The organism is Reyranella sp. (assembly GCF_965279465.1).
GTDB lineage: Bacteria > Pseudomonadota > Alphaproteobacteria > Reyranellales > Reyranellaceae > Reyranella.
Genome location: NZ_OZ257242.1, coordinates 4,997,978 through 5,020,038 on the forward strand (window position 1 = coordinate 4,997,978; position 22,061 = coordinate 5,020,038).

Below are 22,061 nucleotides of genomic sequence, written 5' to 3' on the forward strand. Positions count from 1 at the left end.
CGGGGTTGGCGGGCCGCCCAAGCGGAGGTACGTTAAGAACATGCCAGCCGCCAAATCAGGGGGCGACTCCCGTAATACCCTCTATTGCAGCTTCTGCGGCAAGAGCCAGCATGAAGTGCGTAAGCTCATTGCCGGGCCCACCGTGTTCATTTGTGATGAATGCGTCGAGCTCTGCATGGACATCATCCGGGAAGAGAGCAAGACAACCCTGGTGAAGTCCAAGGACGGCGTCCCGTCGCCCAAGGAAATCCGCCAGATCCTCGACGACTATGTAATCGGCCAGGACAAGGCCAAGCGCATCCTCGCCGTTGCGGTGCACAATCACTACAAGCGCCTCAGCCACGGTGGGAAGGCGAACGACGTCGAGATCGCCAAGTCCAACATCATGCTGATCGGCCCGACCGGTTGCGGCAAGACGTTGCTCGCGCAGACCTTGGCGCGCATGCTGGACGTGCCTTTCACCATGGCCGACGCGACGACCCTGACCGAAGCCGGCTACGTTGGCGAGGATGTCGAGAACATCATCCTGAAGCTGCTGCAGTCGGCCGACTACAATGTTGAGCGGGCACAGCGCGGCATCGTCTATATCGACGAGGTCGACAAGATCAGCCGAAAGTCCGACAATCCGTCGATCACGCGCGACGTTTCGGGTGAGGGCGTACAGCAGGCGCTGCTCAAGATCATGGAAGGCACGGTCGCAAGCGTTCCGCCGCAGGGCGGGCGCAAGCACCCGCAGCAGGAGTTCCTGCAAGTCGATACCACCAACATCCTGTTCATCTGTGGCGGTGCCTTCTCGGGGCTCGACAAGATCATCTCGATGCGCCGCCAGGGCACGTCGATCGGCTTCGGGGCCGAGGTGCGCGGCCCGGAAGACCGCCGCACCGGCGAGATTCTGCGCGATCTGGAGCCCGAGGATCTTCTGCGGTACGGCCTGATCCCGGAGTTCGTCGGCCGCCTGCCGGTGGTCGCCACGCTGGAGGACCTCGACGAGGCGGCGCTTGTCGAGATTCTGACCCGGCCCAAGAACGCGCTGGTCAAGCAGTATCAACGCCTGTTCGACATGGAGAGCGTGAAGCTCAAGTTCTCCGAGGATGCATTGAAGGCCGTTGCCCAGAAAGCGATTCTGCGCAAGACCGGTGCGCGTGGCCTGAGGTCGATCCTCGAGGTCGTGCTGCTCGACACCATGTACGACCTGCCGTCGCTCGACGGGGTGGACGAGGTGGTGATCAACCGTGAGGTCATCGAAGGGCGCGCCCAGCCGCTCTATGTGCACGGTGAGCGCAAAGAAGGCATCGCGGCCGCACCGGCCTAGCTTTTGCAACCGCCGTCGGAGAGCCGTCGGCGGTACCTCCGCCAAGGGCTTGAACGAAACCCCGTTCAGGCCAATCTGTGAACCGAGTGCGCGTGGCTAGCTGCCGCGGGTCGCCTATCCAGGGGCCGAGGCTGCGGTGCGCGTCAGCTCTAACAGTATAGATTGCGAGGCATCATGATCGCCCCCACCCAAGGTACCGTCTATCCCGTCCTGCCGTTGCGCGACATCGTCGTGTTTCCGGGTATGATCGTTCCGCTCTTCGTCGGCCGCGAAAAGAGCGTGAAAGCGCTGGAAGAAGTGATGAAGGACGACAAGCAGATCCTGCTGATCGCCCAGAAGAACGCTACCCAGGACGATCCCGGCCCCGAGGACATTTACAACATCGGCACGCTCGGCACCGTGCTGCAGCTGCTGAAGCTGCCCGACGACACCGTCAAGGTACTGGTCGAAGGCGGCAAGCGCGTGCGCATCGGCGGCTATACCGACAAGCCCGAGTTCTTCGAGGCTCGCGCCGTCGAGATGGAAGAGGCGGCCGGCGATCCTGCCGAGTTGCAGGCTGCCTCGCGCACGGTGGTCTCGGAATTCGAGAACTATGTGAAACTCAACAAGAAGGTGCCGCCCGAGGTCGTCGTCTCGATCAACAAGATCGAGGAGCCGTCCAAGCTCGCCGACACCATCTCCGCTCATTTGGCGCTGAAGGTCGCCGACAAGCAGCAGCTGCTCGAGCTCGATTCGGTCTCGAAGCGGCTCGAGCGCATCCTCGGCCTGATGGAAGGCGAGATCGGCGTGTTGCAGGTCGAGAAGAAGATTCGCAACCGCGTGAAGCGTCAGATGGAGAAGACGCAGCGCGAGTACTATCTGAACGAGCAGATGAAGGCGATCCAGAAGGAGCTTGGCGAGACCGAGGACGGTCGCGACGAGATCTCCGAATTGGAAAAGCGCATCAAGATGAGGGGCCTCAGCAAGGAGGCGCGCGACAAGGCCAACGGCGAGCTGAAGAAGCTGCGCACGATGAGCCCGATGTCGGCCGAGGCGACGGTGGTGCGCAACTACCTCGAATGGTTGCTGTCGATTCCGTGGCGCAAGCCGACCAGAGTCATCAAGGACCTGAAGTACGCCGAAGACGTGCTCAATGCCGATCACCATGGCCTGGAGAAGGTGAAGGAGCGCATCCTCGAGTACCTCGCTGTCCAGCAGCGGGTCAACAAGATGAAGGGCCCGATCCTGTGCCTCGTCGGACCGCCGGGCGTGGGCAAGACCTCGCTCGGAAAGTCGATCGCCAAGGCGACCGGCCGCAATTTCGTGCGCATGTCGCTCGGCGGCGTGCGGGACGAGGCCGAGATCCGTGGCCATCGGCGGACCTATATCGGCTCGTTGCCGGGCAAGGTCATCCAGAGCATGAAGAAGGCGAAGTCGTCGAACCCGCTCTTCCTGCTCGACGAGATCGATAAGCTGGGCGCCGATTTTCGCGGCGACCCGTCGTCGGCACTGCTCGAGGTCCTCGACCCCGAGCAGAACGCGAGCTTCAACGACCACTATCTCGAAGTCGATTACGACCTGTCGAACGTGATGTTCATCACCACGGCCAACTCGCTGCGCATGGCGCAGCCGCTGATGGACCGCATGGAGATCATCCGGCTCGCGGGCTACACCGAGGACGAGAAGGTTGCGATCGCTCGCAAGCACCTGATTCCCAAGCAGGTCGAAGCCAACGGCCTTAAGGCGGGCGAGCTCGACATCCATGACGATGCCGTGCGCGACCTGGTGCGTTACTACACGCGCGAGGCCGGTGTTCGTAACCTCGAGCGCGAGATCGCCAACCTTGGCCGCAAGGGCGTGAAGGAAATCCTTATGAAGGGGACTTCCAAGGTGAAGATCACGGCCAAGAACCTCGACAAGTATGCCGGCGTCCGGCGCTTCCGCTTCGGCGAGGCCGAGCTCGAGGATCTGGTCGGCATCACCACTGGCCTGGCTTGGACAGAAGTCGGCGGCGAACTGCTGCAGATCGAGGCCGTGCTTGTCCCGGGCCGGGGCCGGGTTACGGTCACCGGCAAGCTGGGCGATGTGATGCAGGAGTCGGTGCAGGCGGCCAACGCCTACGTCCGGTCGCGCGCGGCGGCATTCGGCATCAAGCCGAACATCTTCGAGAAGCGCGACATCCATGTGCATGTGCCGGAAGGCGCGACGCCCAAGGACGGTCCGTCGGCAGGCGTCGGCATGATCACTTCGATCGTGTCCGCGCTGACCGGCACCGCCGTCCGCAAGGAAGTGGCCATGACCGGTGAGATCAGCCTGCGCGGGCGGGTCATGCCGATCGGCGGCCTGAAGGAGAAGTTGCTTGCGGCGCTGCGCGGCGGTCTCAAGACCGTGCTCATCCCGAAGGAGAATGAGCGCGATCTGCCGGAGATACCGGACAATGTGAAGAAGGGCCTGGAGATCATTCCCGTCTCGACGGTGGACGAGGTCCTGGCCCGGGCGCTGGTCAAGCCGCTGACGGCGATCGAATGGCCGAACGACCTCGAGCCGGTGCCGCCCAAGCCGGTGGAGCCGGCCGAAGTCCGCGCCCACTAAGGAGCTGGAAACAAACCTGCAAAGCCCCGGAGAAATCCGGGGCTTTGTTGCGTTTGGCCCCATTTGTACGGTGTCGCAGTGGCCCAACCCCCAAAATCTGGTATTCAGCGTTGACGCCGTTTTGCCGCCGCCCTTAAACTTTGGGGCTGCCGGATTTTCAGGGGTTTGCTCGTGAACAAGCACGATTTGATTGCGGCCGTCGCCGCCTCGACCAACCTGACCAAGACCGACGCCGCCAACGCGGTCGACTCCATCCTGACGGTCATCACCAAATCGTTGAAGAAGAAGGAAAAAGTCTTGCTGGTCGGCTTCGGCACCTTCCAGGTCTCGAAGCGCGCGGCGGGCGAGGGCCGCAATCCGCAGAACGGCGAGAAGATCAAGATCCCGGCGGCCAACGTGCCGCGCTTCAAGGCGAGCAAGGCCCTCAAGGACGCCATCAACTAACCAGTTCCCGCTTCGCCTGTGGCTGTGATACCAACGGCGCCGGGCGATTAGCTCAGCGGTAGAGCATTCCCTTTACACGGGAGCGGTCGGCGGTTCGATCCCGTCATCGCCCACCATCGATCATGATCATTGAACCTCGCGCATCCCTGCACGCGGTTCAATGGCGACAATGTGGCGCGGAATCGGCGGATTTTGCCGATGCAAGAACGCACTTTGCTTCCGCGTACAGGAAGGCGATCGGGGGCTGCACGGAAATCGCTGGAAATTCCGGCACTTACGCACGCCTTCGCGGGTGCGGTAAGCTTGACACACTATGGGGTGTCCTTTATCTCTCCGCGCGCCGTTTGGGGCTTTTGCGGGCGTAGTTCAGTTGGTTAGAACGCCGGCCTGTCACGCCGGAGGTCGCGGGTTCGAGTCCCGTCGCTCGCGCCAGCCCCAACGCTGGCAAGCCCAAACGGGGCGAATGGGGTGACGATGGAAGCTCTTCTGAAGGAATACCTTCCGATCCTGATCTTCCTCGGCCTCGCGTTCGCCTTGGTTTGCGCCATGCTCGGCGGCTCCTACCTGATCGCGCGCCAAAACCCGAACTCCGAGAAGCTATCGCCGTTCGAGTGCGGCTTCGCGCCGTTCGACGACGCCCGCGGCCAGTTCGATGTACGTTTCTATCTCGTCGCCATCCTCTTCATCATCTTCGATCTCGAGGTCGCCTTCCTGTTTCCATGGGCGGTGACCCTAGGCGAGATCGGCCTGTTCGGCTTCTGGTCGATGATGCTGTTCCTCGGCGTGCTGACCGTCGGGTTCATCTACGAATGGCGCAAGGGGGCGCTCGAATGGGAGTGATCACGCCAGGCCAGCAATTGGCCAAGCCCGGTCCGGCGGCCGAAGCCGCGCTCTCTCGCGCGCTGTCCGATGAACTTGCCGACAAGGGATTTGTCGTCGCTCGGCTCGACAAGCTGATCACTTGGGCGCGCACTGGCTCGATGTGGGGCCTGACCTTCGGTCTCGCCTGCTGCGGCGTTGAAATGATCCACGCCTGGATGAGCCGCTACGACCTCGACCGCTTCGGCTTCGCGCCGATGCCCAGCCCACGCGCTGCCGACGTCATGATCGTGGCCGGCACGCTGACCAACAAGATGGCTCCGGCGCTGCGCAAGGTCTACGACCAGATGGCCGAACCGCGCTACGTGATCTCGATGGGCTCCTGCGCCAACGGCGGCGGCTATTATCACTACAGCTATTCCGTGGTGCGCGGTTGCGACCGCATCGTGCCGGTCGACGTCTATGTGCCGGGCTGCCCACCGACCGCCGAGGCCCTGCTTTACGGCATCCTGCAGCTCCAGAAGAAAGTCCGTCGAACCGGAACGCTGGTGCGCTGATGCAGGAGCTCGGCGACCATATTTCGCAAGCCACGGGTGCGACGGCTTCGGTGCGTCTCGGCGAGCTGATGCTGGAGACCACAGGCGATAAGGTCGTCGCGCTACTCACTTTCCTGCGCGACGATCCCAGATGCCTGTTCAAGCAGCTGATCGACGTCTGCGGCGTCGACTGGCCCGAACGCGAGAAGCGCTTCGACGTCGTCTACAATCTGCTCAGCCTCAAGAACAACCTGCGCGTCCGGGTGAAGGTGCAGACCGACGAGTCGACGCCGGTGCCGTCGGCGGCGTCGGTCTACAGCGCCGCGAGCTGGTTCGAGCGAGAGACCTACGATCTCTACGGCGTGTGGTTCGGCGATCATCCCGACTTGCGCCGCATTCTTACCGACTACGGCTTCGAGGGCCATCCGCTGCGCAAGGACTTTCCCCTGACGGGCTTCGTCGAGCTGCGCTGGGACGACCTGCAGCGCCGTGTGATCTATGAACCGGTGAAGCTCCAGCAGGAGTTCCGCCGCTTCGACTTCTTGAGCCCGTGGGAAGGCGCCCACGCCGTTCTCCCCGGCGACGAGAAGGCTGCAGAAAAAGCCCAAGAGAAGGGCAAGAGCTGATGGCCGACGCCGAGATCAAGACCCTGACGATGAATTTCGGGCCGCAGCACCCGGCGGCTCACGGAGTGCTGCGCCTCGTCGTCGAGATGGATGGCGAGATCGTCGAGCGCTGCGATCCGCATATCGGCCTGCTGCATCGCGGCACCGAAAAGCTGATCGAGTACAAAACCTACCTGCAAGCGATCCCGTACTTCGACCGGCTCGACTACGTCTCGCCGATGAACCAGGAACATGCCTACGCATTGGCGGTCGAGAAGCTGCTCGGCATCCAGGCGCCCGAGCGTGGGCAGTATATCCGCGTGCTGTTCGCCGAGATCACGCGCATCCTCAATCACCTGCTGAACGTCACGACCTTCGCGATGGATACCGGCGCTCTCACCCCACCGCTGTGGGGCTTCGAGCAGCGCGAGCTGTTGATGGAGTATTACGAGGGCGTCTCTGGCTCGCGCATGCACGCGGCCTATTTCCGGCCCGGCGGCGTCCATCAGGACCTGCCCGACGGCATGCTCGATTCGATGGATGGCTGGATCAAGCAGTTCCACCCGTTCCTCAAGGACATCGAGAATCTGCTGAACGACAACCGGATCTTTCGCCAGCGGACGGTCGATATCGGTGTCGTCTCGAGCGAGCAGGCGCTCGACTGGGGCTTCTCGGGTCCGCTGATCCGCGCCTCGGGCATCCCGTGGGACCTGCGCAAATCGCAGCCCTACGACGTCTACGACCGCATGGACTTCGACATCCCGGTCGGCAAGACCGGCGACTGCTTCGCTCGCTATCTGGTCCGCATCGAGGAGATGTACCAGGCTGTGCGGATCATGGAGCAATGCATCAAGGCGCTGCGCACCGTAAAGGGGCCGGTCCGGGTCGACGACCGCAAGATTTCGCCGCCGCGCCGTAGTGAGATGAAGGGCTCGATGGAAGCGCTGATCCATCACTTCAAGCTCTACACCGAAGGCTACAAAGTGCCGGCCGGTGAGACCTACACGGCCGTCGAAGCGCCCAAGGGCGAATTCGGCGTCTATCTCGTTTCCGACGGCACAAACAGACCGTACCGCTGCAAGATCCGGGCTCCTGGATTTCCGCATCTGCAGGCGCTCGAGATGATGACGAAGGGCCACCAGCTCGCCGACATGTCGGCGAACATCGGCTCGCTCGACATCGTGTTCGGCGAGATCGACCGCTAGGAGAAGCTCGAGATGGCGATGATCACCGCCGATCCCAAGGACGTGCCGCAGGTCGCCTCGTTCGCCTTCACGCCGGAATACATGGCGAAGGTGGAGGAGCTGATCGCGAACTATCCGCCGGGCCGTCAGGCGAGCGCTGTGATCGGCGTGCTCGACCTAGCGCAGCGCCAGCAGGGCTGGCTGCCACGGGTGGCGATGAACGAGGTGGCGCGCCTCCTCGACATGGCGCCGATCCGTGTCTACGAAATCGCGACCTTCTATACGATGTTCCAGCTTCGGCCGAAGGGGAAGTACCTCCTGCAGGTCTGCACCACGACGCCGTGCTGGCTGCGCGGCTCGGAAGCGGTGATGAAGGCCTGCCAGGAAGCCGCCGACGGCACGACCTTCAGCGTGCAGGAAGTCGAATGTCTCGGAGCCTGCGTGAACGCGCCCGTGGTGCAGATCAACGACGATTTCTACGAGGATCTCGACGAGGCCTCGACGAAGCGGGTGCTCGATGCCTTCCGCCGCGGCGAAGTGCCCAGGCCCGGCCCGCAGGTGAACCGCCAGACCTCGGCCCCCGAAGGTGGCCCTACCACGCTGAAAGGTGAGTGAGGATCATGCTCGCCGACAAGGACCGCATCTTCACCAACCTCTACGGCTTCCACGATTGGCGCCTGGACGGCGCGCGCAAGCGCGGTGCCTGGGACAACACCAAGGCGCTCCTCGACAAAGGCGTCGACTGGATCATCGACGAGATGAAGAAGTCGAACCTGCGCGGCCGCGGTGGCGCCGGTTTCCCGACCGGTCTCAAATGGTCCTTCATGCCAAAGGAGGTGAAGGACCGGCCGCACTACCTCGTGGTCAATGCCGACGAGTCCGAGCCGGGCACCTGCAAGGACCGCGACATTCTGCGGCACGATCCGCATCTGCTGATCGAGGGCTGCCTGGTCGCGGGCTTCGCCATGCGCGCGCATGCGGCCTACATCTATGTGCGAGGCGAATTCTACAACGAGGCCCAGCATCTTATCGAGGCGGTGCGCGAGGCGCGCGAAGCCGGCCTGCTCGGCGACAATGCCTGTGGTTCGGGCTGGAAGTTCGAGGTCCATGTCCATCGCGGCGCCGGCGCTTATATCTGCGGCGAGGAAACCGCGCTGCTCGAGAGCCTCGAAGGCAAGAAAGGCATGCCGCGGCTCAAGCCGCCGTTCCCGGCCGGTGCCGGCCTCTATGGCTGCCCGTCGACTGTGAACAACGTCGAATCGATCGCCGTGGCGCCGACCATCCTGCGCCGTGGCGCGGCGTGGTTCGCGGCGCTGGGGCGGCCGAACAACACCGGCACCAAGCTGTTCTGCATCTCGGGTCATGTGAACAAACCCTGCAACGTCGAAGAAGAGATGGGCATTCCCCTCAAGGAACTCATCGAGAAGCATGCCGGCGGCGTGCGCGGCGGCTGGGACAATCTGCTGGCGGTGATCCCGGGCGGTGCCTCGGTGCCGCTGCTGCCCAAGTCGATCTGCGACACCATCCTGATGGACTTCGACTCGCTGCGTGAAAAGCAATCGGGCCTCGGCACGGCGGCGGTGATCGTGATGGACAAGTCGACCGACGTCATAAAGGCGATCGCGCGACTGTCGTACTTCTACAAGCATGAGAGTTGCGGCCAGTGCACGCCGTGCCGCGAAGGCACCGGATGGATGTGGCGCGTCATGGAGCGCATGGTCACCGGTCATGCGCGTATCGAGGAGATCGATGCATTGCAGGACGTGACCAAGCAGGTCGAGGGCCATACGATCTGCGCGCTGGGGGATGCCGCGGCGTGGCCGATCCAGGGCCTTATCCGGCATTTCCGGCCGCTGATGGAAGAGCGCATCCGCATGCATACGCAAAAGCTGGCGGCCGAGTAGGGCGGGGAGCAGACGATGCCCGTAGTCAAGATCGACGGTAAGGAGATCGAGGTGCCGGCCGGCATCACGATCCTGCAGGCCTGCGAGATGGCCGGCGTCGAGATCCCGCGCTTCTGCTACCACGAGCGCCTGTCGATCGCGGGCAACTGCCGCATGTGCCTGGTCGAGGTGAAGCCCGGCCCGCCCAAACCGCAGGCGAGCTGCGCGATGCCGGTCGCCGACAAGCAGGAGATCACGACCAACTCGGCGACCATCAAGAAGGCGCGTAACGGCGTGATGGAGTTCCTGCTGATCAACCATCCGCTCGATTGCCCGATCTGCGATCAGGGCGGCGAATGCGACCTGCAGGACCAGGCGATGGCCTACGGCTTCGACCGCAGTCGCTACCACGAGAACAAGCGCGCCGTGCCCGACAAGGAACTCGGGCCGCTGGTCAAGACCTCGATGAACCGCTGCATCCAATGCACACGCTGCGTCCGCTTCGCCGCCGAGGTGGCCGGCGTCGAGGAACTCGGCGCGACCGGCCGCGGCGAGCAGATGGAAATCACGACCTACGTCCAGCATGCGTTGACGACCGAGCTTTCAGGCAATCTGGTCGACATCTGCCCGGTTGGCGCGCTGACCTCCAAGCCATACGCCTACGAAGCGCGCTCGTGGGAGCTGCGCAAGACCGAGTCGGTCGACGTATTCGACGCCCTAGGTGCCAACATCCGCGTCGATGCCCGCGGCGGGCAGGTGATGCGCGTGCTGCCACGGCTGAACGACGACGTGAACGAGGAGTGGCTTGGCGACAAGTCGCGCCATGCGATCGACGGGTTGCGCTACCAGCGCCTCGACCGTCCGTATATGCGCACGAAGGGCAAGCTGGTCGAGGCGACGTGGGACGAGGCTTTCGCTGCCATCGAAGCCAGGCTCAAGGGTATCGATGGCAAGAAGGTCGCCGCCATCGTCGGCGACCAGTGCGACGCCGAAGCGATGGTCGCGCTCAAGGATCTGATGGCCGCGCTCGGCTCACCGAACGTCGATTGCCGTCAGGACGGCGTGAAGCTCGAAGCCGGCGTGCGCGGCGGCTACCTCTTCAATGCCGGCATCCGCGGCATCGACCAGGCCGACGCCATCCTGCTGGTCGGCACCAATCCGCGCTGGGAATCGCCGGTGCTGAACGCGCGCATCCGCAAGCGCTACCTGTCGGGTCGCTGCGCCATCGCCAGCGTCGGGCCGGCCGTCGATCTCACCTATCCGGTCGAGAGGCTCGGTGCCGGTCCCGCGACCCTGCGTGAGCTCGCCGACGGCAAGCTTGGTTTTGCCGAGAAGCTCAAGGGCGCCAAGAACCCACTGATCATCGTCGGCATGGGCGCCCTGGCGCGCGAGGATGGCGCTGCCGTGCTCGCCCTGGCGCGCAGCCTCGCCGTCGTACGCGACGACTGGAACGGCTTTGCCGTGCTGCACACCGCGGCAAGCCGCGTCGGCGGCCTCGATCTCGGCCTGGTGCCGGGGGACGGCGGCCGCGACGTGGCCGGCATCCTGGCCGGCGCGCAGAGCAAGGAAATCGACGTCGTCTATTTGCTGGCCGCCGACGAGCTCGACACCTCGAAGCTCGGCAGGGCCTTCGTGATCTACCAGGGCCATCACGGCGACGCCGGCGCCCATCGTGCCGACGTCATCCTGCCGGGTGCGGCCTACGCCGAGAAGCCGGGCACCTATGTCAACACCGAGGGCCGCGTTCAGCAGGGCTTCCGCGCCAACTTCCCGCCGGGCGATGCCCGCGAGGACTGGGCAATCCTGCGGGCTTTGTCGGAGCGGCTGGGCAAGACCCTGCCGTACGACTCGCTCGAACAGGTCCGCGCCCGTCTCGTCGCGGTGAACAGAAGCTTTGCCGCGCTCGAGCAGCAGGCTGCCGGCGCGTGGGGTGAGTTCGGCAAGGCTGGCGCCACGACCGACGCGCCGTTCGTCTCGCCGATCGTGAACTACTACATGACCGACCCGATAAGCCGGGCGTCCCGAACCATGGCCGAATGCGTCGCCTCGCGTCAGCAGCTGATGGCGGCGGAGTAGGGGGCATGGTCGCGACCGTCGTCACTTTCCTCACGACGCACTGGCTGGGCCAGGCGATCCTGATCCTGCTCCAGTGCCTCGCCGTTACCGTGCCTCTGCTCGTGGCGGTGGCCTACATGACTTATGTGGACCGCAAGGTCTGGGCCTCGATCCAGCTCCGCCGCGGCCCCAACGTCGTCGGTCCGTTCGGCCTGCTGCAGCCTTTTGCGGACGGCCTGAAGCTGGTGCTGAAGGAGACGATCGTCCCGTCGAGCGCCAACGGCGTTCTGTTCATCATCGCGCCGATGCTCGCCTTCATGACCGCGCTGGTCGCCTGGGCGGTGGTGCCGTTCGACGACGGCTGGGTGATCGCCGACATCAACGTCGGCATCCTCTACTTGTTCGCGATCTCCTCACTCGGCGTCTACGGCATCATCATCGCCGGCTGGGCGTCGAACTCCAAATACGCCTTCCTCGGCGCTCTGCGGTCGGCGGCGCAGATGGTGTCCTACGAGGTCTCGATCGGCTTCGTCCTGATCACCGTGCTGCTCTGCACCGGCTCGCTCAACCTCTCGAAGGTCGTCCTTGCCCAGTCGGGCTGGTTCTTCAACTGGTTCTGGCTCCCGTTGCTGCCGATGTTCGTGATCTTCTTCATTTCCGCGCTGGCCGAGACCAACCGCACGCCGTTCGATCTGCCGATGTCTGAAGCAGAGCTGGTGGCGGGCTTCCACACCGAATATTCGGCCATGACCTTCGGCCTGTTCTTCCTCGGCGAATACGCCAACATGATCCTGCTGTCAGCGCTGGGGGCGGTCCTGTTCCTCGGCGGCTGGATGTCGCCGATCCCGTTCGCGCCTTTCACCTGGATCCCCGGCGTCGTCTGGTTCGCATTGAAGATCGCGTTCCTGCTGTTCGTCTTCTCCTGGACCAAGGGCACGTTGCCCCGCTACCGCTACGACCAGCTGATGCGGCTGGGCTGGAAAGTATTCCTGCCCGTGTCGCTGGGCTGGGTCGTCCTCACCGCCGCCGTGCTGCAGTTCGGCGGCTGGGTTCCGAAACCTTAGGAGAGAACGCACCATGGCCTCTCTCGATCGCACCGCGCGCTCGTTCCTGCTGTCCGAGCTGGTCGGCGGATTCCTGCTCACCCTCAAGTACATGTTCAAGCCCAAGGTGACGCTGAACTATCCCTATGAGAAGGGACCGCTCGGCCCGCGCTTTCGCGGCGAGCATGCGCTGCGGCGCTATCCCAACGGCGAGGAGCGCTGCATCGCGTGCAAGCTGTGCGAGGCGATCTGCCCGGCGCAGGCGATCACGATCGAGGCCGAGCCGCGCGACGATGGCAGCCGGCGCACCACGCGCTACGACATCGACATGACCAAGTGCATCTACTGCGGTTTCTGCCAGGAAGCCTGCCCGGTCGATGCCATCGTCGAGGGGCCGAACTTCGAGTTCTCGACCGAGACCCGCGAGGAGCTGATGTACAACAAGGAAAAGCTGCTCGCGAACGGCGACCAATGGGAAGGCGAGATCGCCGCCAACCTCCGGGCCGACGCGGCTTTCCGCTAGGCCGGCCGAGGGGGAGAACAAGACAATGCTGCTTCAGGCCATAGCCTTCTACGTATTCGCGGCGGTCGTCGTCGCGTCGGGCGCCATGGTCGTGGTCTCGCGCAACCCCGTCTACTCGGTGCTGTTCCTGATCCTGGCCTTCTTCAACGCGGCCGCGCTGTTCGTGCTGATCGGCGCGGAATTCATCGCGATGATCCTGGTCATCGTCTATGTCGGCGCCGTGGCCGTGCTCTTCCTGTTCGTCGTGATGATGCTCGACATCAACATGACGAAGCTCAAGGAAGGCTTCCTCGACTACCTGCCTATCGGCGCGATGATCGGCGCGGCGATGCTGGCCGAGATCCTGTTCGGGCTGGGCGTCTGGGGCAGCGGGACATCGGGCACGGTGCAGGCGTTCAATCGCGCCGGAATCCCGCCTGTTACGATCGACAACACCCGGGCGATCGGCCAGGTGCTCTACACTCAGTACTTCTACCTGTTCCAGGTCGCGGGCCTGGTGCTGCTGGTCGCCATGATCGGCGCCATCGTGCTCACCCTGCGCAGCCGCCCCGGCGTCCGCCGCCAGCGCGTCGCCGACCAGCTCTACCGGTCGAAGGAAGAGACCATGACCGTGGTCAAGGTCCCGTCGCGAGAGGGCGTGTGATGGTGATCGGTCTGGGACATTATCTCACGGTGGCCGGCGTGCTGTTCACGCTTGGCATCCTCGGCATCTTCCTGAACCGCAAGAACGTGATCGTCATCCTGATGTGCGTCGAGCTGATGCTGCTCGCGGTCAACATCAACCTGGTGGCCTTCTCGGTCTACCAGGGCAACATCGTGGGCCAGATCTTCGCCATGCTGGTGCTGACGGTGGCCGCCGCGGAGGCCGCCATCGGGCTCGCCATTCTGGTGGTCTATTTCCGCACCCGCGGCACTGTCGAAGTCGAAGACATCAACGCGATGAAGGGCTAGGGCAGGGACTATCACCATGGATCTTGCCATCAAGCTCATCGTCCTGCTGCCGCTGCTTGCTGCCGCTATTGCGGGCCTGCTGTGCCGAGTGATCGGCGACCGGCCGGCCCAGATCGTGACCTGCGCTGCGCTGCTGATTGCCGCTGCACTGTCGGTCTTCGTCTTCGTACGCATCGGTTTCGGCCACGACAAGATGCTGGTCGTCCCGCTCTTCTCGTGGATCGACTCCGGCACGCTCGACATCAACTGGTCGCTTCGGGTCGATACGCTGACCGCCGTCATGCTGATCGTGGTCACCGGCGTCTCCTCGATGGTCCACGTCTATTCGGTCGGTTACATGGCCGAGGACCCCTCGATCCCGCGCTTCATGGCCTATCTCAGCCTGTTCACCTTCTTCATGCTGATGCTGGTGACGGCGGACAACCTGGTGCAGCTGTTCTTCGGCTGGGAAGGCGTGGGCCTCGCATCCTACCTGCTGATCGGCTTCTGGTATGACAAGCCCTCGGCCAATGCCGCGGCGATGAAGGCGTTCATCGTCAACCGGGTCGGCGACTTCGGCTTTGCTCTCGGTATCTTTGCGGTCTGGATGCTGAGCGGCTCGGTCAGCTTCAACGAGATCTTCGCCAAGGCGCCGGACATGGCCGCTGCGCACTTCATGTTCCTCGGCAAGGAAGTGCCCGCGCTCGAGACCGCCTGCCTGCTGCTGTTCGTCGGCGCCATGGGCAAGTCGGCCCAGCTCGGACTGCACACCTGGCTGCCGGATGCGATGGAAGGCCCGACGCCGGTCTCCGCCCTGATCCATGCCGCGACCATGGTGACCGCCGGCGTGTTCATGGTCTGCCGCCTGTCGCCGTTGTTCGAGCTGGCGCCGACCGCGAGCCAGGTCGTGACCCTGATTGGCGCGGCGACCGCCTTCTTCGCCGCCACGATCGGCCTCACCCAGTACGACATCAAGCGCGTGGTGGCGTATTCGACCTGCAGCCAGCTCGGCTACATGTTCTTCGCCGCCGGCGTCGGCGCCTATTCGGCGGCGATGTTCCACCTGATGACCCATGCCTTCTTCAAGGCACTGCTGTTCCTCGGCTCGGGCTCGGTCATCAATTGCCTGCACCACGAGCAGGACATGCGCAAGATGGGCGGGGTGAAGGAGAAGGCGCCGCAGACCTTCATCCTGATGTGGATCGGCAGCCTTGCGCTATCGGGCATCGGTATCCCGTTCATCCTGGGCGAGGGTATCGGCTTTGCGGGTTTCTATTCGAAGGATGCGCTGCTCGAGGCCGCGTTCGGTGTCCATTCGACGGTCGGATTCATCGCCTACTGGCTTGGCGTCATCGCGGCCTTCATGACGGCGTTCTATTCCGGACGGCTGATGTTCATGACCTTTTACGGCAAGTATCGCGGCGACCATCATACCTGGGACCACGCCCACGAATCGCCGCCGGTCATGCTGATCCCGCTCTATGTCCTCGCGACCGGTGCGACCTTGGCGGGCTTCGTCGCCTACGGCTGGTTCGTCGGTGAGGGATGGGAGCACTTCTGGGGCACGTCGATTGCCGTCAAGGCGACCAAGGAGGTCCTGCATCACATGCACGAGGTCCCGACTTGGGTGGCGCTGCTTCCACTCGTGGCGGGCCTCGGCGGCCTCGGGATGAGCTACTACTACTACATCGTCAGTCCTGACCTGCCGGCCAAGACCGTGCGGATGTTCAAGCCGCTGCATACCCTGTTCTACAACAAGTGGTATTTCGACGAGCTCTATGACGCCGTGTTCGTCCAGCCCGCCCTGATGATCGGGCGCTTCTTCTGGAAGAAGGGTGACGGCGCTACGATCGACGGGCTGGGTCCGGACGGCGTTGCCGCCCGCGCCGTCGACCTCGCCGGCGTGCTGAGCCGCTTCCAGAGCGGTTATCTCTACCACTACGCCTTCGTGATGCTGATCGGCGTGGCCGGCTTCGTCACCTACTTCATGCTGTTCGTCAGGTAGGCACGATGTCGAGCTGGCCGATCCTTTCCCTCGTCACTTTCCTGCCGCTGGTCGGCGCGATTTTTTGCCTGGTCGTCAACGGCCCCAAGGAGGCCGTCGACCGCAACTGCCGCAGCGCCGCACTGATCACCTCGCTGGTGACCTTCCTGATCTCGCTGCTGCTGTGGATTCATTTCGACCCGACGAAACCCGGCTTCCAGTTCGAGGAGAAGCTCGCGTGGGTGCCGGCGCTCGACATCGGCTACCACATGGGCATCGACGGCATCTCGCTGTTCTTCGTCCTGCTGTCGACCCTGCTGACGCCGATCTGCATCCTGGCGAGCTGGGAAGCCGTCCAGGTCCGGGTCAAGGAATACATGGTCGCGTTCCTCGTGCTCGAGACCTTCATGGTCGGCATGTTCTGCGCGCTCGATCTCGCCCTCTTCTACGTATTCTTCGAAGGCGTGCTGATCCCGATGTTCCTGATCATCGGCGTGTGGGGCGGCAAGCGGCGCGTCTACGCGGCCTTCAAGTTCTTCCTCTACACGCTGCTCGGCTCGGTCCTGATGCTGCTGGCGATCATCGCGGTCTACTCGCAGATCGGCACGACCGACCTGCCGACCGCCTTCGAGAAGCTGCAGCTTTCATTCCAGTGGCAGTTCTGGCTGTGGCTCGCCTTCTTCGCCTCGTTCGCGGTCAAGGTGCCGATGTGGCCGGTCCACACCTGGCTGCCCGACGCCCACGTCGAGGCACCGACGGCAGGCTCGGTGATCCTGGCCGGCGTGCTGCTGAAGATGGGCGGCTACGGCTTCATCCGCTTCTCCGTCCCGCTGTTCCCCGAGGCGACGCAGTATTTCGCGCCGCTGATCTTCGCCCTGTCATGCGTGGCGGTGATCTACACCTCGCTTGTCGCGCTGGTGCAGGAGGATATGAAGAAGCTGATCGCCTATTCCTCGATCGCCCACATGGGCCTGGTGACGATCGGCATCTACGTGATGAACATGCAGGGGGTGCAGGGCTCGATCTTCCAGATGCTGAGCCACGGCATCGTCTCGGCCGCGCTCTTCCTCTGTGTCGGCGTGGTCTACGACCGCAAGCATACCCGCGAGATCGAGGCCTATGGCGGCCTCGTTCACCGCATGCCGCGCTACGCCTTCGTCTTCCTGTTCTTCACCCTGGCGAGCGTCGGGCTGCCCGGCCTGTCGGGCTTCGTCGGCGAGTTCCTGGTGCTGATTGGTGCGTTCAAGGCCAACACCTGGGTGGCCTTCCTGGCCGCGACCAGCCTGATCCTGGGCGCGGCCTATGCGTTGCTGCTCTATCGCAGGATCATCTTCGGCGAGCTGACCAAGGACTCGCTGAAGGCCATGCTCGACATGAACCGGCGCGAGATCGCGGTGTTCCTGCCGTTGGTCCTGATCACGATCTGGATGGGCATCTATCCGAACTCGTTTCTCGATCCCATGGCACCGGCCGTCGACAAGCTGATCGGCGACTACAACGCGGCGCTGAAGCTCGCCCGCACCGCCTCGTTGCACCCGTGAGCAATTCCATGATCCTCGGCCTCGAACACTGGACCCTGGCGCGACCCGAGATCTTCCTCGCGGTCGCGACGGCCCTGCTGCTGCTCTACGGCGTGCTGCGCGGCGAGGTCGCCACCGCCTTCATCTCCGTGGCGGCGTCGATTGCGTTGCTCGCCACGGCGGTGCTGCTGTTCATGCCGTACCGCGAGGGCACGGCCTTCGCCACGCTGTTCATCACCGACCGCCTGACCACGACCATGAAGGCACTGGTGTTGGTCGGCGCGGCGATCTCGATCCTGATGTCGCGCGCCTATTTCGAGCAGGTGAGAGCCTGGCGCTTCGAATATCCGCTGATCGTCTCGCTCGCCACACTCGGCATGATGCTGATGATCTCGGCCAACGACCTGATGTCGCTCTATGTCGGGCTCGAGCTGCAGTCGCTGGCGCTTTACGTCATCGCTGCCTTCCAGCGCGATTCGGCTCGCTCGACCGAGGCCGGCGTGAAGTACTTCGTCCTGGGTTCGGTCGCTTCGGGCATGCTCCTGTTCGGCGCCTCGCTGATCTACGGCTTCTGCGGCGGCACCTCCTTCGTGCAGATCTCCCAGGCGCTGCTGGCCGGCAAGGCAGGGGAGATCGGCACCGTGATCGGGCTGGTGTTCGTGGTCGCCGGGCTCGCATTCAAGATCTCCGCCGTGCCATTCCATATGTGGACGCCGGACGTCTACGAGGGCGCCCCGACGCCGGTGACGGCGCTGTTCGCCGTCGCGCCCAAGATCGCCGCGATCTCGCTGACGGTCTCGGTCCTGATGGGCCCGTTCAAGCCGCTGTTCCCCCAATGGCAGCAGATCATCGTTGCCGCCGCGGTCCTGTCGATGGCGTGGGGCGCTTTCGCCGCCTTGCGCCAGCCCAACATCAAGCGCCTGATGGCCTATTCCTCGATCGGCAATGTCGGCTACGTGCTGTTGGGTCTCGCGGCCGGCAGCGAGAAGGGCGTTCAGTCGGTCGTCTTCTATCTCGCGATCTACATGGTCATGACCCTGGGCGTGTTCGCCGTCATCCTGGCGATGCGCCGCCGCGGCATCATGGTGGAGGGCGTCTCGGACCTGGCCGGCCTCGGCAAGGATCATCCCATGCTGGCGTTGGCCATGCTGATCTTCATGTTCTCGATGGCCGGCATCCCGCCGCTCGCCGGCTTCTGGGGCAAGCTCTACATCTTCATGGCCGCCATCGAGGCCAAGCTGTTCTGGCCGGCCATACTCGGCGTGCTCGCTTCCGTCGTGGCGTCCTACTACTACCTGCGCATCGTCAAGGTGATGTATTTCGACGAAGGCACCGAGGTGCTCGATTCGAGTTCGTTCAGCGTCAATCGTGCTGTTGCTCTGGTAGCGGCGGCGCTGCTCGCCGTCTTCTCGCTGGCGCCGCAGCCGCTCAGCCTGATCGCCGCAGCCGCCGCCAAGGGCTTGTTCCCGTGATACCCGCGCCCGTCCTGCCGGACGGGTGGAGGCTGGTCGCGCTGCAAAGCGTCGGCAGCACCAACGACGAGGCCGCGCGCCTTGCCGAAGCGGGCTCGCCGGAGGGCACCGTCGTCTGGGCGCGCGAGCAGACCGGCGGACGTGGCCGGCGCGGCCGGGTCTGGGCCTCGCCGATCGGCAATCTGTACAGTTCGACGATCCTGCGGCCCGATTGTCAGGCCATGCGGGCGGCCGAGCTGGGTTTCGTGGCGGCGCTGGCGGTGGCCGACATCGTCCCGGCCGGTCGCGACGTGCGGGTGAAGTGGCCGAACGACGTGCTGGTCGACGGCGGCAAGGTCGCCGGGATCCTTCCCGAGAGCTCGATCGGCCAGGGCGGCCAGGCCGAGCACGTGGTGATGGGAATCGGCGTGAACGTCGGCTTCGCCCCGAGCCTGCCCGAGATGCGCTATCGCGGCGCCTGCCTCGGCGGCACTGTCGAAGCGGCCCTGGAGCGGCTCGCCGCCGCCCTGGCCCTGCGCGTCGCCGAGTGGCGGCGCGACGGCTTCGAGGCCGTTCGCGCGCAATGGCTGGCCAAGGCCGGCCCGCTCGGCCTCGAGGTCGACGTGAAGCTCGGCGATGAAGTCGTGCGTGGCCGCTTCGCCGGAATGGACCGGGAAGGGGCCCTGCTGCTGGATACCTCCGGCGGTCCGCGCCGGATCGTGGCGGGAGAGCTGTTGGCCCGCGCGGCCTGAAGGAGTTCGAGCGATGCTGCTCGCCATCGACGTCGGAAATACCAATTCCAAGTTCGCCGTGTTCGACGGCGATCGGATCGTGGCGCAGTTTCGCCTGCGCACCGAGGTCAAGCGCACGGCCGACGAATATGCCGCTTGGCTCACCCAGCTCATGGACCTGCAGGGTTTCGATCGGAAGGCGCTCAGCGGCGCGATCCTGGCGAGCGTTGTGCCGGCGGTGAACACGCACCTGCGCCGCCTGTGCGAGTCCTACTTCAAGACACCGTTGCTGGTTGTCGGCGAACCTGACTGCATACTGGGCATAAAGGTGCTGATCGACCGGCCGCAGGATGTCGGCGCCGACCGTCTGGTCGGCGTGATCGCAGGGCACAAACGGCATGGCGGACCGCTGATCACCATCGACTTCGGCAGCGCCACGACCTTCGACATGGCCGACAAGGACGGCAACTTCGTCGGTGGCGTGCTGGCGCCGGGCGTCGAGCTGACCATCGAATCCTTCTACCTGATGACTGCGCGCCTGCCGCGCATCCGGGTCGAGAAGCCCGAGAAGGTGATCGGTAAGGCCACTGTGCCAGCCATGCAGTCGGGTATCTTCTGGGGCTACGTCGGGCTGATCGAGAGCCTGATCAAGCGCATCCGCGCCGAATACGGCGAGCCGATGAAGGTCGTCGCAACCGGAGGCCTGGCCAACGTCTTCAAGGATGAGATCGGCCTGTTCGATGCCATCGAGCCGGACCTGATGTCGCTGGGACTGCTGGAGATATGGCGTCGTAACCGCGCATGACAGTTCCCACGAACGACGAGCTCCTGTTCCTCGCCCTGGGCGGTGCCGGTGAGATCGGCATGAACCTCAATCTCTACGGCCACGCCGGCAAGTGGCTGATGGTCGACCTCGGCATCGCCTTCGGCGACGACACCATGCCGGGCGTCGAGGTCGTGATGCCCGATCCGTCCTTCATCGAGGAACGGCGCAAGGATCTCGCGGGCATCATCATCACCCATGCCCACGAGGACCATCTCGGCGCCGTGGCCGACCTCTGGCCGCGGCTCGAGGCGCCGGTCTATGCCACGCCGTTCGCCGCCTCGGTGTTGAAGCGCAAGCTCCGTGAGGCGGGCCTGTTCAACACGGTGCCGATCACCGAGATACCGCTCGGCGGCGAGTTCACCGTCGGGCCGTTCGAGCTCGAGATGATCACCATGACGCATTCGATCCTGGAGCCGAATGCCCTGGCGGTCCGGACGAAGTTCGGCACGGTGTTCCATACCGGCGACTGGAAGATCGATCCCGAGCCGCTCCTGGGCGAGCTTACCGACGAAAGGACGCTGAAGCGCATCGGCGACGAGGGCGCGCTCGCCATGGTGTGCGACAGCACCAATGTGTTCGTCGAGGGCGAGGCGGGCTCGGAGGCGACCGTGCGCGCCAACCTCGAGAAGCTGGTGAAGACGCGCAAGAACCGGGTCGCCGTGACCTGCTTTGCCTCCAACCTCGCGCGGGTCGAGAGCATCGCGAAGGCGGCGGTCGCGGCCGGTCGCCATCCGGTGCTGTCGGGCCGCGCGTTGCAGCGCATGGTCGAGGCGGCTCAGGAATGCGGCTATCTGCTCGATTTCCCGCAGACCGTGTCGGAACAGGACGCAGGGTATCTGCCGCGCGAGAAGGTCCTGCTCATCTGTACCGGCAGCCAGGGCGAGCCGCGCGCCTCGATGGCCAAGATCGCCACCGGCGAGCATCGCGACCTGGTGCTCGAGGCCGGCGACACCGCGATCTTCTCCTCGCGCGTGATCCCGGGCAACGAGCGGCCGGTCGGGCGCTTGCAGAATGCGCTGACGGCGCGCGGCGTCGAGGTGATCAGCGACGGTCCCGACGAGCATATCCATGTTTCAGGGCACCCGGCGCGAGACGAGCTGGTCCGTATGTACCAGTGGGTCCGGCCCAGGATCGCCCTGCCGGTCCATGGCGAGGTGCGGCACATGGTCGAGCATGCGGCGCTCGCCCGGCAGTGCCAGGTGCCGGAGACGGTGGTGGCGCCGAACGGCACCCTGGTCCGGCTGGCGCCGGGCCCCGCCACGATCATCGACCATGTCCCTGCCGGCCGCCTGGCGCGCGACGGTGATGGCGTTATCCCGCTGGAGGGGCTGGCGCTGCGCGAACGGCGCAAGCTGCTGTGGAATGGCGCGGCAGCGGCCACCCTGGTGATCGACCAGCAGGGCCGACCGAAAGCTGCACCCGTCGTGAGCCTGCGCGGCATGGAAGACGAGGAGGGCGAGCTGGCTGAAGCCATCGTTGCCGGCCTCAAGGAGATGCTGGCCGACCTCAGCGCCGCCGAACGGCGCGACGACGGGCGGATCGAGGACGCGGCCCACAAGGCGCTGCGCCGCGTCGTGCGAGCGCATCTCGGCAAGAAGCCGTTGACGGATGTCCATATCGTCCGCATCTAACGTCCGAGGAGAG

General features: G+C 64.5%; 20 protein-coding genes and 2 tRNA genes. All 22 read left to right on the forward strand.

Annotated elements, in window-relative coordinates; genetic code table 11:
• The first annotated feature begins 40 nt into the window (after positions 1 to 40).
• Complete coding sequence (gene clpX, locus ACQY8M_RS24345) at positions 41 to 1,312, forward strand: ATP-dependent Clp protease ATP-binding subunit ClpX (protein ID WP_428660862.1); 1,272 nt, start codon at positions 41 to 43, stop codon at positions 1,310 to 1,312.
• A 174-nt stretch (positions 1,313 to 1,486) separates the two neighbouring features.
• Positions 1,487 to 3,883, forward strand: a complete 2,397-nt coding sequence (gene lon, locus ACQY8M_RS24350; protein ID WP_428660865.1) for an endopeptidase La — start codon at positions 1,487 to 1,489, stop codon at positions 3,881 to 3,883.
• Between the two features lie 171 nt (positions 3,884 to 4,054).
• Complete coding sequence (locus tag ACQY8M_RS24355) at positions 4,055 to 4,327, forward strand: HU family DNA-binding protein (protein ID WP_428660868.1); 273 nt, start codon at positions 4,055 to 4,057, stop codon at positions 4,325 to 4,327.
• Positions 4,328 to 4,368: 41 nt separating this feature from the next.
• Positions 4,369 to 4,443, forward strand: a tRNA-Val gene (locus tag ACQY8M_RS24360).
• A gap of 239 nt (positions 4,444 to 4,682) precedes the next feature.
• A tRNA-Asp gene (locus ACQY8M_RS24365) sits at positions 4,683 to 4,759 on the forward strand.
• A 42-nt stretch (positions 4,760 to 4,801) separates the two neighbouring features.
• Positions 4,802 to 5,167, forward strand: a complete 366-nt coding sequence (locus ACQY8M_RS24370) for an NADH-quinone oxidoreductase subunit A (protein ID WP_428660870.1) — start codon at positions 4,802 to 4,804, stop codon at positions 5,165 to 5,167.
• The gene (locus ACQY8M_RS24375; protein WP_428660873.1) at positions 5,158 to 5,703 is read left to right on the forward strand and encodes a NuoB/complex I 20 kDa subunit family protein; all 546 of its coding nucleotides are present in this window, start codon (positions 5,158 to 5,160) and stop codon (positions 5,701 to 5,703) included. The genes ACQY8M_RS24370 and ACQY8M_RS24375 overlap by 10 nt, the downstream gene beginning before the upstream one ends.
• The gene (locus tag ACQY8M_RS24380; RefSeq protein ID WP_428660875.1) at positions 5,703 to 6,308 is read left to right on the forward strand and encodes an NADH-quinone oxidoreductase subunit C; all 606 of its coding nucleotides are present in this window, start codon (positions 5,703 to 5,705) and stop codon (positions 6,306 to 6,308) included. Before ACQY8M_RS24375 ends, ACQY8M_RS24380 begins: the two co-directional genes overlap by 1 nt.
• Positions 6,308 to 7,492: an NADH-quinone oxidoreductase subunit D gene (locus ACQY8M_RS24385; protein WP_428660877.1), complete on the forward strand. Its 1,185-nt coding sequence runs from the start codon at positions 6,308 to 6,310 to the stop codon at positions 7,490 to 7,492. The genes ACQY8M_RS24380 and ACQY8M_RS24385 overlap by 1 nt, the downstream gene beginning before the upstream one ends.
• A 12-nt stretch (positions 7,493 to 7,504) precedes the next feature.
• On the forward strand, positions 7,505 to 8,086 hold the full coding sequence (gene nuoE / locus ACQY8M_RS24390; RefSeq protein WP_428660880.1) for an NADH-quinone oxidoreductase subunit NuoE: 582 nt from the start codon (positions 7,505 to 7,507) through the stop codon (positions 8,084 to 8,086).
• A gap of 5 nt (positions 8,087 to 8,091) precedes the next feature.
• The gene (nuoF, locus tag ACQY8M_RS24395; RefSeq protein ID WP_428660883.1) at positions 8,092 to 9,375 is read left to right on the forward strand and encodes an NADH-quinone oxidoreductase subunit NuoF; all 1,284 of its coding nucleotides are present in this window, start codon (positions 8,092 to 8,094) and stop codon (positions 9,373 to 9,375) included.
• A gap of 15 nt (positions 9,376 to 9,390) precedes the next feature.
• Positions 9,391 to 11,430 (forward strand): NADH-quinone oxidoreductase subunit NuoG, encoded by a 2,040-nt coding sequence (gene nuoG / locus ACQY8M_RS24400; RefSeq protein WP_428660886.1) that lies wholly within the window; start codon positions 9,391 to 9,393, stop codon positions 11,428 to 11,430.
• A 5-nt stretch (positions 11,431 to 11,435) separates the two neighbouring features.
• Positions 11,436 to 12,473, forward strand: coding sequence for an NADH-quinone oxidoreductase subunit NuoH (gene nuoH / locus ACQY8M_RS24405; RefSeq protein ID WP_428660889.1), 1,038 nt, complete (start codon positions 11,436 to 11,438; stop codon positions 12,471 to 12,473).
• A 13-nt stretch (positions 12,474 to 12,486) separates the two neighbouring features.
• The gene (gene nuoI, locus ACQY8M_RS24410) at positions 12,487 to 12,975 is read left to right on the forward strand and encodes an NADH-quinone oxidoreductase subunit NuoI (protein ID WP_428660892.1); all 489 of its coding nucleotides are present in this window, start codon (positions 12,487 to 12,489) and stop codon (positions 12,973 to 12,975) included.
• Between the two features lie 25 nt (positions 12,976 to 13,000).
• Positions 13,001 to 13,618 carry an NADH-quinone oxidoreductase subunit J gene (locus ACQY8M_RS24415; RefSeq protein ID WP_428660895.1) on the forward strand — a complete coding sequence of 206 codons (618 nt, stop codon included), beginning with the start codon at positions 13,001 to 13,003 and terminating at the stop codon, positions 13,616 to 13,618.
• The gene (nuoK, locus tag ACQY8M_RS24420; RefSeq protein ID WP_428660897.1) at positions 13,618 to 13,926 is read left to right on the forward strand and encodes an NADH-quinone oxidoreductase subunit NuoK; all 309 of its coding nucleotides are present in this window, start codon (positions 13,618 to 13,620) and stop codon (positions 13,924 to 13,926) included. The genes ACQY8M_RS24415 and nuoK overlap by 1 nt, the downstream gene beginning before the upstream one ends.
• A 16-nt stretch (positions 13,927 to 13,942) precedes the next feature.
• A complete protein-coding gene (nuoL, locus tag ACQY8M_RS24425; protein WP_428660900.1) occupies positions 13,943 to 15,910 on the forward strand; it encodes an NADH-quinone oxidoreductase subunit L in 1,968 nt (655 codons plus the stop codon).
• 5 nt (positions 15,911 to 15,915) lie between these two features.
• Positions 15,916 to 17,430 (forward strand): NADH-quinone oxidoreductase subunit M, encoded by a 1,515-nt coding sequence (locus ACQY8M_RS24430; protein ID WP_428660903.1) that lies wholly within the window; start codon positions 15,916 to 15,918, stop codon positions 17,428 to 17,430.
• An 8-nt stretch (positions 17,431 to 17,438) separates the two neighbouring features.
• A complete protein-coding gene (gene nuoN / locus ACQY8M_RS24435; RefSeq protein ID WP_428660906.1) occupies positions 17,439 to 18,881 on the forward strand; it encodes an NADH-quinone oxidoreductase subunit NuoN in 1,443 nt (480 codons plus the stop codon).
• Positions 18,878 to 19,612 carry a biotin--[acetyl-CoA-carboxylase] ligase gene (locus tag ACQY8M_RS24440; RefSeq protein WP_428660909.1) on the forward strand — a complete coding sequence of 245 codons (735 nt, stop codon included), beginning with the start codon at positions 18,878 to 18,880 and terminating at the stop codon, positions 19,610 to 19,612. Before nuoN ends, ACQY8M_RS24440 begins: the two co-directional genes overlap by 4 nt.
• A gap of 13 nt (positions 19,613 to 19,625) precedes the next feature.
• Entirely contained in the window at positions 19,626 to 20,396 is a 771-nt protein-coding gene (locus ACQY8M_RS24445) for a type III pantothenate kinase (protein WP_428660912.1), read from the forward strand.
• Entirely contained in the window at positions 20,393 to 22,048 is a 1,656-nt protein-coding gene (locus ACQY8M_RS24450) for a ribonuclease J (RefSeq protein ID WP_428660915.1), read from the forward strand. Before ACQY8M_RS24445 ends, ACQY8M_RS24450 begins: the two co-directional genes overlap by 4 nt.
• Positions 22,049 to 22,061 lie beyond the last annotated feature (13 nt).

Coding starts and splice junctions, on each gene's coding strand:
- clpX (WP_428660862.1), top strand. CDS start 41: ATGCCAGCCGCCAAATCAGGGGGCGACTCCCGTAATACCCTCTATTGC.
- lon (WP_428660865.1), top strand. CDS start 1,487: ATGATCGCCCCCACCCAAGGTACCGTCTATCCCGTCCTGCCGTTGCGC.
- ACQY8M_RS24370 (WP_428660870.1), top strand. CDS start 4,802: ATGGAAGCTCTTCTGAAGGAATACCTTCCGATCCTGATCTTCCTCGGC.
- ACQY8M_RS24375 (WP_428660873.1), top strand. CDS start 5,158: ATGGGAGTGATCACGCCAGGCCAGCAATTGGCCAAGCCCGGTCCGGCG.
- ACQY8M_RS24380 (WP_428660875.1), top strand. CDS start 5,703: ATGCAGGAGCTCGGCGACCATATTTCGCAAGCCACGGGTGCGACGGCT.
- ACQY8M_RS24385 (WP_428660877.1), top strand. CDS start 6,308: ATGGCCGACGCCGAGATCAAGACCCTGACGATGAATTTCGGGCCGCAG.
- nuoE (WP_428660880.1), top strand. CDS start 7,505: ATGGCGATGATCACCGCCGATCCCAAGGACGTGCCGCAGGTCGCCTCG.
- nuoF (WP_428660883.1), top strand. CDS start 8,092: ATGCTCGCCGACAAGGACCGCATCTTCACCAACCTCTACGGCTTCCAC.
- nuoG (WP_428660886.1), top strand. CDS start 9,391: ATGCCCGTAGTCAAGATCGACGGTAAGGAGATCGAGGTGCCGGCCGGC.
- nuoH (WP_428660889.1), top strand. CDS start 11,436: ATGGTCGCGACCGTCGTCACTTTCCTCACGACGCACTGGCTGGGCCAG.
- nuoI (WP_428660892.1), top strand. CDS start 12,487: ATGGCCTCTCTCGATCGCACCGCGCGCTCGTTCCTGCTGTCCGAGCTG.
- ACQY8M_RS24415 (WP_428660895.1), top strand. CDS start 13,001: ATGCTGCTTCAGGCCATAGCCTTCTACGTATTCGCGGCGGTCGTCGTC.
- nuoK (WP_428660897.1), top strand. CDS start 13,618: ATGGTGATCGGTCTGGGACATTATCTCACGGTGGCCGGCGTGCTGTTC.
- nuoL (WP_428660900.1), top strand. CDS start 13,943: ATGGATCTTGCCATCAAGCTCATCGTCCTGCTGCCGCTGCTTGCTGCC.
- ACQY8M_RS24430 (WP_428660903.1), top strand. CDS start 15,916: ATGTCGAGCTGGCCGATCCTTTCCCTCGTCACTTTCCTGCCGCTGGTC.
- nuoN (WP_428660906.1), top strand. CDS start 17,439: ATGATCCTCGGCCTCGAACACTGGACCCTGGCGCGACCCGAGATCTTC.
- ACQY8M_RS24445 (WP_428660912.1), top strand. CDS start 19,626: ATGCTGCTCGCCATCGACGTCGGAAATACCAATTCCAAGTTCGCCGTG.
- ACQY8M_RS24450 (WP_428660915.1), top strand. CDS start 20,393: ATGACAGTTCCCACGAACGACGAGCTCCTGTTCCTCGCCCTGGGCGGT.